The organism is Burkholderiales bacterium (genome assembly GCA_035560005.1).
In the GTDB taxonomy this organism is placed as follows: domain Bacteria; phylum Pseudomonadota; class Gammaproteobacteria; order Burkholderiales; family Eutrophovitaceae; genus DASRFY01.
The window spans coordinates 1-10,598 of record DATMAN010000018.1; the positions used below are offsets into that span (position 1 = coordinate 1).

The window sequence follows — 10,598 nt, forward strand, 5'->3', positions numbered from 1 at the left end:
GCGGGATCACGCCGGACATGTTGAGCTTGAGCGGCAGATGCGAGCTCTGCCCGCCGTAGACCTTGCGCCCCACCTGCCGCTTGGCGTAGTTGACCAGGATCTTGCGCTGGCCCTTCTCGACGAACACCACCAGCCCGGTCACCAGTATCGCTCCGGCGAGCAGCAGCAGCACCAGCGGGATGGAGAACGTGCCGGTGCGCGCCAGTTCCAGCGTGCCGCCAACCGCGGCCGGCAGTCCAGCCGCAATGCCCGCGAAGATGATGAGCGAGATCCCGTTGCCGATCCCCCGCTCGGTGATCTGCTCGCCGAGCCACATCAGGAACATGGTGCCGGTCACCAGCGTCACCACGGTGGTGAAGCGGAACATCAGTCCCGGCTCGACCACCAGTCCGCGCTGCGCTTCGAGCGCGATGGCGATCCCCAGCGCCTGGAAGGTGGCCAGTACCAAGGTTCCGTAACGCGTGTACTGCGTGATCTTGCGCCGGCCCGATTCGCCTTCCTTCTTGAGCTGCTCCAAGGTGGGGACCACGACGGTGAGCAGCTGCATGATGATCGACGCCGAGATGTAGGGCATGATCCCGAGCGCGAAAATCGTGAACCGCGACAGCGCGCCGCCCGAGAACATGTTGAACATGTCCAGGATGCCGCCCTGCTGCGACTTGAACAGCTCCGCCAGCTGCACCGGGTCGATGCCCGGCACCGGCACGTGCGCGCCGATGCGGTAGACGATCAGCGCGCCCAGCAGGAAGAGCAGCCGGCGCTTCAGATCGCCGAACTTCCCCGACAGCCCGAGCAAGCTTTCCTGAGCCAATTCCTATCCCTCGACGCTGCCGCCCGCCGCTTCGATGGCGGCGCGCGCCCCCTTGGTGACGGCGAGCCCGCGCACCGTCAGTTTCTTTTCGAGTTTTCCGGCGAGAATGATCTTGGCCGCCTTGGTCTTGTTGGCGACGAGCCCCGCCTGCTTCAGGGCAGCCAGGTCGACCTGATCGCCCGTCACCTTGTTCAGCGCCCGCAGGCGCACCTCCACGGTGTCATCGCGGGTGAGCGACGTGAAGCCGCGCTTGGGCAGGCGCCGCGCGAGCGGCATCTGCCCGCCTTCGAAACCCACCTTGTGATAGCCGCCGGAGCGCGCCCGCTGACCCTTGTGCCCGCGACCCGCCGTCTTGCCGATGCCGCTGCCCACCCCGCGTCCCACGCGCTTGCGTGCCTGCTTGGCGCCCGGCGCCGGCTTGATCTGATTGAGCCGCATTACGTTTCCACCTTGAGCAGGTAACCGACCTTGTTGATCATTCCGCGCAACGCAGGGGTGTCCTCCAGCTCCACGGTCTGATGACGCCGCCTGAGCCCCAGGCCGCGCACGGTGGCGCGGTGCGATTCACGAGTGCCGATGACACTGCGGACAAGCGTCACCCGCACTTTCTTCCCTGCCGCGGGCTTGTTCGCGATTTCGGACTGGGTCGCCTTGTCTTTTTTCGCCATGATCAGCCCAGAATCTCTTCCACGCTTTTTCCGCGCTTCATCGCGATCTCGGCCGGGGTGCTCATGGCCGACAAGCCGTTGAGCGTGGCCCGTACCACGTTGTACGGGTTGGTCGACCCCAGGCACTTGGCGAGCACGTTGGTCACGCCCATGACTTCGAAGACCGCGCGCATGGGGCCGCCCGCGATGATGCCGGTGCCTTCCGAGGCGGGCTGCATGAACACCTTGGCCGCCCCGTGCTGGCCGACCACCGCGTGCTGCAACGTGCCGCTCTTCAGGCTGACCTTGAACATCTTGCGGCGCGCTTCGTCCATCGCCTTCTGCACGGCCACCGGAACCTCGCGCGCCTTGCCCTTGCCCATTCCGATTCCGCCGTCACCGTCGCCCACCACGGCGAGCGCGGCAAAACCCAGCACGCGGCCGCCCTTCACCACTTTGGTGACCCGGTTCACCGCAACCATCTTTTCGCGCAGGCCGTCGCCGCGCTCTTCCGTTTGCACCTGCATCTTGGCCATGATTCTCGCCTCAGAATTTCAGTCCGGCCGCGCGCGCGGCCTCGGCCAACGCCTTGACCCGCCCGTGGTACTTGAAGCCGGAGCGGTCGAAGGCGACCTGCTCGACGCCTTTGGCTTTCGCCTTCTCGGCGATGCGCCGGCCAACCAGCGCCGCCGCCTTGATGTTGCCGCCGTGGGCGATCTGGCCGCGAATCTCCGGCTCCAGCGTCGAGGCCGCCGCCAGCACTCTGGCCGACGGATCGATGACCTGTGCGTAGATGTGACCGTTCGAGCGATACACCGACAGGCGCATCGCCCGCAACTGCGCGATCTTCAATCGGGTCTGACGCGCCCGGCGCTGCCGGGCCAGTTTCTTGTCGATCATGACAACCCCGTCTACTTCTTCTTCGTTTCCTTGAGCACCACCCGCTCGTCGGCGTAACGGATGCCTTTGCCCTTGTACGGTTCTGGCGGACGCACGTTGCGAATCTCGGCCGCGACCTGCCCCACCAGCTGGCGATCGATGCCCTTCAGCACGATGTCGGTCTGGCTCGGCGTTTCCACCTTCACGCCCTTGGGCATCTGCTGGACCACCGGGTGCGAATAGCCGACGCTCAGGTTGAGCTTGTCACCCTGCGCCTGGGCTCGATAGCCCACACCAACCAGAGCCAGCTTCTTCTCGAAGCCCTTGGTGACGCCACGTACCATGTTGTTGACGATCGCGCGCAGCGTGCCCGACATGGCGTTGGCCTCCCGCGAATCGTTACGGGTGACGAACACGACCCTGTCACCCTCACGCCTGGCTTCCACCAGGGGGCTCACGCGCTGGGTGAGCGTGCCCAGGGGGCCCTTGACCGAGATCTGGTTCGCCGCGACCGTGACCTCCACGCCGCCCGGGATGGATATCGGAGCCTTGCCGATGCGTGACATTTCGTTGTGCTCCGTCGTCGAGTTCAGGCCACGATGCACAGCACTTCGCCGCCCACTCCGGTGGCGCGCGCCTTGCGGTCGGTCATCACGCCTCTGGAGGTCGACACGATGGCCACCCCCAGCCCGTTCATGACCTGCGGGATCTCCTTGGCCGGCTTGTAGATGCGCAGCCCGGGCCGGCTCACGCGCTCGATGCGCTCGATGACCGGCTTGCCCGCGTAGTACTTGAGCCCGATCTCCATGACGCGCTTGTTGTCCTCGGCGTGCACCCTGAAGTCTTCGATGTAGCCCTCGTCCTTGAGCACCTGGGCGATGGCTGCCTTGAGCTTGCTGGCGGGAACGACGACCGTTGTCTTTTCGGCGCGCTGCGCGTTGCGAATCCGCGTCAGCATGTCGGCGATGGGGTCACTCATGCTCATGCGACTTCTCCTGCTACCAGCTGGCCTTGATCACGCCCGGGACCTCGCCTCGCAGCGCGATCTCGCGCAGCTTGTTGCGCCCAAGACCGAACTTGCGAAACACCCCGCGCGGGCGCCCCGTGAGCGCGCAGCGGTTGCGCAGCCGCACCGGGCTGGAATTACGTGGCAGCTTCTGCAGCCGGGCGCGCGCCGCGGCGCGTTCCTCCTCCGGCATTTTGCTGTTGTTGATGATCGCCAGAAGTTCCGCGCGCTTCGCGGCGAACTTTTCGACCGCCTGGCGGCGTTTGGCTTCCCTGTTCACCAACGCGAGTTTTGCCATTGACAACCTCAGTTCCTGAACGGAAAACGGAACGCGGACAGCAGCGCCTTGGCTTCCGCGTCGGACTTGGCCGTGGTCGTGATCGTGATGTTCAAGCCCCGCAGCGCATCGATCTTGTCGTATTCGATCTCGGGGAAGATGATCTGTTCCTTCACGCCCATGTTGAAATTCCCCCGCCCGTCGAACGAGCGCGAGGAAACGCCCCGGAAATCTCGGATGCGCGGGATGGCAATGCTGACCAGCCGGTCGAGAAACTCGTACATGCGATGGCTGCGCAGCGTGACCATGCAGCCGATCGGATAGCCTTTGCGGATTTTGTAGGCCGCGATCGACTTGCGCGCCTTGGTGACGACCGGTTTCTGGCCGGCGATCCTGGTCATGTCCGCGGCGGCGTTCTCCAGGATCTTTTTGTCGTTGACCGCCTCGCCCACACCCATGTTCAGCACGATCTTCTCGATCCGCGGTACCTGCATGACGCTCTTGTAGCCGAACTGCTTCATCAGCTCGGGCACGACCGTCTCGCGGTAATAGGTCTGCAGCCGCGCGGGCTGCGGCGGGGCGGAGATCTTTTCCTGCTTCCTGGGCGTCGTTTCCCTCTCCTTGGCAGCCGCGTCCTTGCCTGCGCCCGCCTCCTTGGGCTTCGCCGCGACGTCCTTGGATTTCGGCTGCGCGGCTTTGGACTTGGCCGTTTCCTTGGGTTCCTTTGCCATGGATCGATTCCTCGCGGGAGCTTATTGGGCCTCGAGCATTTCGCCGTTGGAGCGGAAGACGCGAACCTTGCGACCGTCCTCTAGGCGTTTGACGCCGACCCGGTCTGCCTTCTGGGTCGCGGGGTTGAAGATGGCCACATTCGAGACGTGAATGGGCATTTCCTTGTCCACGATGCCCCCGGTGGTGCCCTTCATCGGATTGGGCTTCTGGTGCTTCTTGACGCGATTGACACCCTCGACCACTAGGTAGTCCTCGCTCACCACGCGCAGCACGGTGCCGCGCTTGCCTTTGTCCCGGCCGGCAATGACCACCACCTCGTCGCCTTTGCGGATCTTGCGCATGACTGACCGCTCTCCCTACAGGACTTCCGGCGCGAGCGACACGATCTTCATGAAGCGCTCGGTGCGCAGCTCGCGGGTCACCGGGCCGAAGATGCGGGTGCCGATCGGCTCCAGCTTGTTGTTGAGCAGCACGGCGGCGTTGGAATCGAACTTGATGATCGACCCGTCCTGACGGCGCACGCCGGACGCGGTCCGCACCACTACGGCGTGATAGATCTCGCCTTTCTTCACGCGGCCGCGCGGGGCAGCGTCCTTGACGCTGACCTTGATCACATCGCCGATGCCGGCATAGCGCCGCTTGGAGCCGCCCAGCACCTTGATGCACATCACCGAACGCGCCCCGGTGTTGTCGGCGACATCCAGCCGAGTTTGCATTTGAATCATATATTTATCTCTTCTTCCAACTTCGCCCGCCGCTTGTTCGACAGCCTTGGCAGGCCAGTTTTGGAACCCGTCCGGGTCGGAGCCGGCCTCGCTCTCACCCAAGGCGCGGCGAAAAGGGCGGCATTCTATAAGCTAAGTGCCGTCCAGACAAGGCTTTCAGACCTGTTTAGCCTTCTCCACCAACCGCGTCACGCGCCAGGACTTGGTCTTCGACAGCGGGCGCGATTCCTCGATCACGACCACGTCGCCCTCCTTGTATTCGTTGTTCTCGTCGTGCGCGTGGTACTTCTTCGACTTGCGCACGAACTTGCCGTACAGGGGATGCGCAACCTTGCGTTCGACCAGGACAGTGACCGTTTTGTCCATCTTGTCGCTCACCACCCGACCGGTCAGGCGCCGCCGCGCCGCGCGCCGCTGCTCGCTCATGCCTTCCTCGCCTTCTCGTTCAGAATCGTGCGCACGCGGGCGATGTCCCGCCGCACCTTCTTCAGCTCGCTGGTATTGGTGAGCTGCTGGGTGGCGAGCTGCATGCGCAGCGAGAAGCGGGCCTTCAGCAGCTCGTCGAGTTCCTTGTTCAGCTCCGCACCGCTCTTGGAGCGCAGTTCAGTGGCTTTCATCGCTCTTACCCCATGTGCCTTTGGACGAACGTCGTCTTCAGCGGCAACTTGGCCGCGGCGAGGCGAAACGCCTGGCGCGCGGTGGCTTCGTCCACGCCGTCCATCTCGTACAGGACCTTGCCGGGCTGGATCTCGGAGACGAAGAACTCCGGATTGCCCTTGCCGTTGCCCATGCGCACCTCCGCGGGCTTCTGCGAAACCGGCTTGTCGGGGAAGATCCGGATCCAGATCCGGCCGCCGCGCTTGATATGGCGCGTCATCGCCCGGCGCGCCGCTTCGATCTGGCGCGAGGTCAGCCGACCGCGCTCGATAGCCTTCAGCCCGTACTCGCCGAAGGAAACCTTGGCCCCGCGCGTGGCCACGCCATAGTTGCGCCCCTTCTGATACTTGCGGTACTTGGTTCTAGCTGGCTGCAGCATTTCTCGCTCCCCGCCTGGACGGTCTCTTCTCCGGTTGCGCTTCCGGCGTCTGCGGCGCGGCTACCGGCTGATCGCCGCGCGCCATGACCTCGCCCTTGAAGACCCAGACCTTGATGCCGATGACGCCGTAGGTGGTCTTGGCCTCCGAGAACCCGTAGTCGATGTCGGCGCGAAGCGTATGCAGCGGCACCCGGCCCTCGCGGTACCACTCGGTGCGCGCGATCTCGATGCCGTTGAGCCGTCCCGCGCTCATGATCTTGATGCCCTGGGCTCCCAAGCGCATGGCGTTCTGCATTGCGCGCTTCATCGCCCGACGGAACATGATCCGCTTCTCCAGCTGCTGGGCGATCGAATCGGCGATCAGCTGGGCATCGAGTTCCGGCTTGCGCACTTCTTCGATGTTGACGTGCACCGGCACGCCCATGAGCTTCTGCAGCTCACCGCGCAGGTGCTCGATGTCCTCCCCCTTCTTGCCGATCACCACGCCCGGGCGGGCGCTGTGGATGGTGATCCTGGCGTTCTTGGCCGGCCGCTCGATCACGACCCGGCTCACCGCCGCGTGCGCCAGCTTCCCGCGCAGGAAGTCGCGCACCTTGATGTCCTCCTGCAGCATGGCGGGAAAGTTCTTGCTGGTCGCGTACCAGCGCGAAGTCCAGTTCCGGTTCACCGCCAGCCGGAAGCCGATCGGATTGATCTTCTGTCCCATGCTTATTCCTTCGCTCCGTCGCCGACCGTGACGAAGATGTGGCAGGTCGGCTTGGTGATCTTGAAAGCCCGGCCCTTGGCCCGCGGCATAAAGCGCTTGAAGCTCGGGCCGTGCTCGACCAAGATCCTGGTGACTTTCAGTTCGTCGATGTCCGCGCCGTCGTTGTGTTCGGCGTTGGCAATGGCCGACTCGAGCACCTTGCGGATGATCTTGGCACCCTTCTTCGGGCTGAACTTCAGAATGTTCAGCGCGCGGTCGACCGGCAACCCCCGGACCTGATCGGCGACCAGTCGGCCTTTCTGCGCCGACAGGCGCACGCCTCGCAATACGGCAGAAGTTTCCATCCTAGTCACTCCTCTGGCGCCCTACTTCTTCGGCGCGGCCGCAGCCGGGGTCAGCGTCGCCTTCTTGTCGGCGGAGTGCCCCCTGAAGGTGCGGGTGAGCGCGAACTCGCCCAGCTTGTGCCCGACCATGTTCTCGGTCACGTAGACCGGCACATGCTGCCGGCCGTTGTGCACGGCAATGGTGAACCCGACGAAGTCCGGCAGGATGGTCGAGCGGCGCGACCAAGTCTTGATCGGGCGCTTGTCGTTGGTGGCCCGCGCGGCGTCGATCTTCTTCATCAGGTGATGATCGACGAACGGACCCTTCTTGACTGAACGGGACATGGCGATGACCTCTTACTTCACGTGGCGCGAGCGCACGATCATGCTCTGCGTGCGCTTGTTCTTGCGCGTCTTGTAGCCCTTGGTGAGCGTGCCCCATGGGCTGACCGGGTCGCGCTTGGTGCCGGTGCGGCCTTCGCCGCCGCCGTGTGGGTGATCGATCGGGTTCATCGCCACGCCGCGCACGGTCGGGCGCACGCCGCGCCAACGCATCGCTCCGGCCTTGCCGATCTGGCGCAGGTTGTGTTCTTCATTGCCCACTTCGCCGATCGTGGCACGGCAGTCCACATGCACTTTGCGGATTTCACCCGAGCGCAGCCGTAATTGGGCATAGGCGCCCTCGCGCGCCAGCAGCTGAACCGACGTGCCTGCGGAGCGCGCGAGCTGCGCGCCCTTGCCTGGCTGCATTTCCACGCAGTGCACGGTGGTGCCCACCGGGATGTTGCGCAGCGGCAGCGCGTTGCCGGTCTTGATCGGCGCCTCCGGGCCGCTGACCACCTCCTGTCCGGCCGCGAGCCCCTTGGGTGCGATGATGTAGCGGCGCTCGCCGTCGGCGTAGCACAGCAGCGCGATGTTGGCGCTGCGATTCGGGTCGTACTCCAGCCGCTCGACCTTGGCGCTGATACCGTCCTTGTTGCGACGAAAGTCGATCAGCCGGTAATGCTGCTTGTGCCCGCCGCCCTGGTGACGGATCGTGATGTGGCCATGGCTGTTGCGTCCGGCTTTGCTGGTCTTGTGCTCGGTCAGCTTGTCCAGCGGCCTGCCCTTCCAGAGATCCCGGTTGACCACCTTGATGACACCGCGCCGGCCGGCCGAAGTCGGTTTGAGTTTGACGAGCGCCATCTACTTGGCCTCCCCTGCTGCAAAGTTGATCTCCTGTCCGGGCTTGAGGCAGACGTAGGCCTTCTTCCAGTTGCGGCGCCGTCCGACGAAGCGTCCGAAACGCTTCTCCCTGCCCTTGACGTTGGCGACCTGCACGCTTTGCACCTGAACCTTGAACATCAGTTCCACCGCCGCCTTGATTTCGGGCTTGGTAGCATCCTGCGCAACGCGGAACACGACCTGCTCGTTCTTGTCGGCGACAAAGGTGCTCTTCTCCGAAACCACCGGCGCGAGCAGCACCTGCATCAGGCGCTGCGCCGGGTATTTTCTGGCGGCCGTCATGACAGCATCTCCTCGATCCGCGCCATCGCGCCTTTGGTAATCAGCGTGTTCTCGAAGCGCAACAGGCTGACCGGATCGGCCTGGCCGGGATTGACCACCAGTACGTTGGGCAGATTGCGCGAGGAAAGGTAGAGGTTCTGATCCAGCGAGTCAGTGATCAGCAGCAGGCTCTGGAATCCCATGCCCTTGACCTTCTGCGCCAGGACCTTTGTCTTCGGCGCCTCGACCCTGAAACTGTCGATGACCGCCAGACGTCCTTCCCGCGCCAGCTGCGACAGAATGGAAGCCATGCCGGCGCGGAACATCTTGCGGTTGACCTTGTGGCTGAAGTTTTCCTCCGGGCTGGAAGGAAAGATCTTGCCGCCGCCGCGCCACAGCGGGCTGCCGGCGAAACCGGCGCGCGCGCGCCCCGTGCCCTTCTGGCGCCAAGGCTTGCGATGCGAGCGGTTGACGTCTCCGCGCGCCTTCTGGGCGCGCGTGCCCTGGCGCGCGTTCGCCAGATAGGCGGTCACCACTTGGTGAACCAGCGCCTCATTGAATTCGCGACCGAACAACGCGTCGGAAGCCTGCACGCGCGAGGTTTCCCGACCGTTATCGTCGATGAGCTTCAGTTCCATCTTTCACCCCTGCGCCTTGACCGCGGGACGCACGATCACGTCCGTGCCTTCCGCGCCCGGCACCGCGCCCTTGACGAGCAACAGCTGGCGTTGCGCGTCGATGCGCACGATCTGCAGGTTCAGCACGGTGCGCTGAACGTCGCCCAGATGCCCCGGCATGCGCTTGCCCGGAAACACCTTGGCCGGCGACTGGTTCATGCCGGTCGATCCGGGCTTGTTGTGCGAGATGGAATTGCCGTGGCTCGCGCGATTGGACGAGAAATGATGGCGCTTGATGACGCCGGCGAATCCCTTGCCCTTGCTCGTCCCGGTGACGTCGACGTACTGGCCCACCGTGAAGATATCCACGCCGATCTGGCCGCCGACCTTGAAGCCGGCCAGATCCTGCTCGGCAACGCGAAACTCCTTGAGCACGCGCCCGGCCTCCACCGCCGCCTTGGCGAAGTGGCCGGCGAGCGGCTTGGACACCCGATTCGGGCGGCGGCTGCCGAAGGCGACCTGCACCGCGGCGTAGCCGTCGACTTCGGGCGTCTTGATCTGGGTGACACGGTTGTTCGACACGTCCAGCACCGTGACCGGGACGGCATCGCCGTCCTCGGTGAACAGCCGGGTCATGCCGACCTTGCGACCGACAAGTCCTAAACTCATTCTTTGTTCCCTCATCCAGAGGCGCCAGCTGCAATTGGCCGGCTGCTAATAAAGATCGTTGACGGGACACGGGTGAGCGGCGACGTGCGAGAAGAGCCTGGCTCCGCCACCTATTCACTCCTCACCGGTCACTCGTCACCGCCCTCACAACTTGATCTCCACATCCACCCCGGCCGGCAGGTCGAGCTTCATCAGCGCGTCGACGGTCTTGTCGGTCGGATCGATGATGTCCATCAGGCGCAGATGCGTGCGGATCTCCAGTTGGTCGCGCGAAGCCTTGTCGATGTGCGGCGAGCGCAACAGATTGAACCGCTCGATGCGCGTCGGCAATGGAACAGGGCCCCTTACCACGGCGCCCGTGCGCTTGGCCGTCTCGACGATCTCCAGCGCCGACTGGTCGATCAGCCGGTAGTCAAACGCCTTGAGGCGAATTCGGATCTTCTGGTTCTGCATGTGGACGTTTCCGTGATTAAGTGAATGGTGATTCAGTGATTGCCTCGATCACTCGGGCTCTGGCAACTCAATCACGTCATCATTCAATCACTCGATGACTTTCGCCACCACGCCGGCGCCCACGGTGCGCCCGCCCTCGCGAATGGCAAAGCGCAAGCCCTCCTCCATCGCAATGGGCTGGATCAGACTCACCGTGATCTGCACATTGTCCCCGGGCATGACCATCTCCGTG

The 10,598-nt window shown here is 64.2% G+C and carries 22 protein-coding genes and 1 pseudogene; all 23 read right to left on the reverse strand.

Annotated elements, in window-relative coordinates:
• On the reverse strand, positions 1–811 hold an 811-nt coding region (gene secY, locus VNM24_01655; protein ID HWQ37306.1), incomplete at its 3' end, for a preprotein translocase subunit SecY.
• Between the two features lie 3 nt (positions 812–814).
• Positions 815–1,249, reverse strand: a complete 435-nt coding sequence (gene rplO / locus VNM24_01660; protein HWQ37307.1) for a 50S ribosomal protein L15 — start codon at positions 1,247–1,249, stop codon at positions 815–817.
• The gene (rpmD, locus tag VNM24_01665; protein HWQ37308.1) at positions 1,249–1,446 is read right to left on the reverse strand and encodes a 50S ribosomal protein L30; all 198 of its coding nucleotides are present in this window, start codon (positions 1,444–1,446) and stop codon (positions 1,249–1,251) included. The genes rplO and rpmD overlap by 1 nt, the downstream gene beginning before the upstream one ends.
• Before the next feature lie 35 nt (positions 1,447–1,481).
• The gene (gene rpsE, locus VNM24_01670) at positions 1,482–1,994 is read right to left on the reverse strand and encodes a 30S ribosomal protein S5 (protein HWQ37309.1); all 513 of its coding nucleotides are present in this window, start codon (positions 1,992–1,994) and stop codon (positions 1,482–1,484) included.
• A 10-nt stretch (positions 1,995–2,004) separates the two neighbouring features.
• A complete protein-coding gene (gene rplR, locus VNM24_01675) occupies positions 2,005–2,355 on the reverse strand; it encodes a 50S ribosomal protein L18 (protein HWQ37310.1) in 351 nt (116 codons plus the stop codon).
• Between the two features lie 14 nt (positions 2,356–2,369).
• On the reverse strand, positions 2,370–2,903 hold the full coding sequence (gene rplF, locus VNM24_01680) for a 50S ribosomal protein L6 (protein ID HWQ37311.1): 534 nt from the start codon (positions 2,901–2,903) through the stop codon (positions 2,370–2,372).
• Between the two features lie 23 nt (positions 2,904–2,926).
• Positions 2,927–3,322, reverse strand: a complete 396-nt coding sequence (rpsH, locus tag VNM24_01685; protein HWQ37312.1) for a 30S ribosomal protein S8 — start codon at positions 3,320–3,322, stop codon at positions 2,927–2,929.
• A 13-nt stretch (positions 3,323–3,335) separates the two neighbouring features.
• The gene (rpsN, locus tag VNM24_01690) at positions 3,336–3,641 is read right to left on the reverse strand and encodes a 30S ribosomal protein S14 (protein ID HWQ37313.1); all 306 of its coding nucleotides are present in this window, start codon (positions 3,639–3,641) and stop codon (positions 3,336–3,338) included.
• An 8-nt stretch (positions 3,642–3,649) separates the two neighbouring features.
• Positions 3,650–4,207, reverse strand: coding sequence for a 50S ribosomal protein L5 (rplE, locus tag VNM24_01695; GenBank protein ID HWQ37314.1), 558 nt, complete (start codon positions 4,205–4,207; stop codon positions 3,650–3,652).
• 165 nt (positions 4,208–4,372) lie between these two features.
• Positions 4,373–4,693 carry a 50S ribosomal protein L24 gene (rplX, locus tag VNM24_01700; protein ID HWQ37315.1) on the reverse strand — a complete coding sequence of 107 codons (321 nt, stop codon included), beginning with the start codon at positions 4,691–4,693 and terminating at the stop codon, positions 4,373–4,375.
• Positions 4,694–4,708: 15 nt separating this feature from the next.
• Complete coding sequence (gene rplN / locus VNM24_01705) at positions 4,709–5,077, reverse strand: 50S ribosomal protein L14 (protein ID HWQ37316.1); 369 nt, start codon at positions 5,075–5,077, stop codon at positions 4,709–4,711.
• Positions 5,078–5,233: 156 nt separating this feature from the next.
• Positions 5,234–5,503: a 30S ribosomal protein S17 gene (gene rpsQ, locus VNM24_01710; GenBank protein ID HWQ37317.1), complete on the reverse strand. Its 270-nt coding sequence runs from the start codon at positions 5,501–5,503 to the stop codon at positions 5,234–5,236.
• Complete coding sequence (gene rpmC / locus VNM24_01715; protein ID HWQ37318.1) at positions 5,500–5,694, reverse strand: 50S ribosomal protein L29; 195 nt, start codon at positions 5,692–5,694, stop codon at positions 5,500–5,502. Before rpmC ends, rpsQ begins: the two co-directional genes overlap by 4 nt.
• A gap of 5 nt (positions 5,695–5,699) precedes the next feature.
• Positions 5,700–6,113 (reverse strand): 50S ribosomal protein L16, encoded by a 414-nt coding sequence (rplP, locus tag VNM24_01720; protein HWQ37319.1) that lies wholly within the window; start codon positions 6,111–6,113, stop codon positions 5,700–5,702.
• A 13-nt stretch (positions 6,114–6,126) separates the two neighbouring features.
• Positions 6,127–6,819, reverse strand: a pseudogene (gene rpsC, locus VNM24_01725) (30S ribosomal protein S3).
• Between the two features lie 2 nt (positions 6,820–6,821).
• The gene (gene rplV, locus VNM24_01730; GenBank protein ID HWQ37320.1) at positions 6,822–7,163 is read right to left on the reverse strand and encodes a 50S ribosomal protein L22; all 342 of its coding nucleotides are present in this window, start codon (positions 7,161–7,163) and stop codon (positions 6,822–6,824) included.
• A 21-nt stretch (positions 7,164–7,184) separates the two neighbouring features.
• Positions 7,185–7,487 (reverse strand): 30S ribosomal protein S19, encoded by a 303-nt coding sequence (rpsS, locus tag VNM24_01735; protein ID HWQ37321.1) that lies wholly within the window; start codon positions 7,485–7,487, stop codon positions 7,185–7,187.
• Between the two features lie 12 nt (positions 7,488–7,499).
• Entirely contained in the window at positions 7,500–8,327 is an 828-nt protein-coding gene (gene rplB, locus VNM24_01740; protein HWQ37322.1) for a 50S ribosomal protein L2, read from the reverse strand.
• Positions 8,328–8,648, reverse strand: a complete 321-nt coding sequence (rplW, locus tag VNM24_01745) for a 50S ribosomal protein L23 (protein ID HWQ37323.1) — start codon at positions 8,646–8,648, stop codon at positions 8,328–8,330.
• Positions 8,645–9,265, reverse strand: a complete 621-nt coding sequence (rplD, locus tag VNM24_01750; GenBank protein HWQ37324.1) for a 50S ribosomal protein L4 — start codon at positions 9,263–9,265, stop codon at positions 8,645–8,647. The genes rplW and rplD overlap by 4 nt, the downstream gene beginning before the upstream one ends.
• 3 nt (positions 9,266–9,268) lie before the next feature.
• Positions 9,269–9,913, reverse strand: coding sequence for a 50S ribosomal protein L3 (rplC, locus tag VNM24_01755; GenBank protein HWQ37325.1), 645 nt, complete (start codon positions 9,911–9,913; stop codon positions 9,269–9,271).
• Positions 9,914–10,057: 144 nt separating this feature from the next.
• Positions 10,058–10,366, reverse strand: coding sequence for a 30S ribosomal protein S10 (gene rpsJ / locus VNM24_01760; protein ID HWQ37326.1), 309 nt, complete (start codon positions 10,364–10,366; stop codon positions 10,058–10,060).
• A gap of 87 nt (positions 10,367–10,453) precedes the next feature.
• On the reverse strand, positions 10,454–10,598 hold a 145-nt coding region (locus tag VNM24_01765), incomplete at its 5' end, for an elongation factor Tu (protein ID HWQ37327.1).

Excerpts from the sequence above, each read along its gene's own strand:
- rplO (HWQ37307.1), bottom strand. The coding sequence starts at position 1,249 with ATGCGGCTCAATCAGATCAAGCCGGCGCCGGGCGCCAAGCAGGCACGC.
- rpsE (HWQ37309.1), bottom strand. The coding sequence starts at position 1,994 with ATGGCCAAGATGCAGGTGCAAACGGAAGAGCGCGGCGACGGCCTGCGC.
- rplF (HWQ37311.1), bottom strand. The coding sequence starts at position 2,903 with ATGTCACGCATCGGCAAGGCTCCGATATCCATCCCGGGCGGCGTGGAG.
- rpsH (HWQ37312.1), bottom strand. The coding sequence starts at position 3,322 with ATGAGCATGAGTGACCCCATCGCCGACATGCTGACGCGGATTCGCAAC.
- rpsN (HWQ37313.1), bottom strand. The coding sequence starts at position 3,641 with ATGGCAAAACTCGCGTTGGTGAACAGGGAAGCCAAACGCCGCCAGGCG.
- rplX (HWQ37315.1), bottom strand. The coding sequence starts at position 4,693 with ATGCGCAAGATCCGCAAAGGCGACGAGGTGGTGGTCATTGCCGGCCGG.
- rplN (HWQ37316.1), bottom strand. The coding sequence starts at position 5,077 with ATGATTCAAATGCAAACTCGGCTGGATGTCGCCGACAACACCGGGGCG.
- rpsQ (HWQ37317.1), bottom strand. The coding sequence starts at position 5,503 with ATGAGCGAGCAGCGGCGCGCGGCGCGGCGGCGCCTGACCGGTCGGGTG.
- rpmC (HWQ37318.1), bottom strand. The coding sequence starts at position 5,694 with ATGAAAGCCACTGAACTGCGCTCCAAGAGCGGTGCGGAGCTGAACAAG.
- rplP (HWQ37319.1), bottom strand. The coding sequence starts at position 6,113 with ATGCTGCAGCCAGCTAGAACCAAGTACCGCAAGTATCAGAAGGGGCGC.
- rplV (HWQ37320.1), bottom strand. The coding sequence starts at position 7,163 with ATGGAAACTTCTGCCGTATTGCGAGGCGTGCGCCTGTCGGCGCAGAAA.
- rpsS (HWQ37321.1), bottom strand. The coding sequence starts at position 7,487 with ATGTCCCGTTCAGTCAAGAAGGGTCCGTTCGTCGATCATCACCTGATG.
- rplB (HWQ37322.1), bottom strand. The coding sequence starts at position 8,327 with ATGGCGCTCGTCAAACTCAAACCGACTTCGGCCGGCCGGCGCGGTGTC.
- rplW (HWQ37323.1), bottom strand. The coding sequence starts at position 8,648 with ATGACGGCCGCCAGAAAATACCCGGCGCAGCGCCTGATGCAGGTGCTG.
- rplD (HWQ37324.1), bottom strand. The coding sequence starts at position 9,265 with ATGGAACTGAAGCTCATCGACGATAACGGTCGGGAAACCTCGCGCGTG.
- rplC (HWQ37325.1), bottom strand. The coding sequence starts at position 9,913 with ATGAGTTTAGGACTTGTCGGTCGCAAGGTCGGCATGACCCGGCTGTTC.
- rpsJ (HWQ37326.1), bottom strand. The coding sequence starts at position 10,366 with ATGCAGAACCAGAAGATCCGAATTCGCCTCAAGGCGTTTGACTACCGG.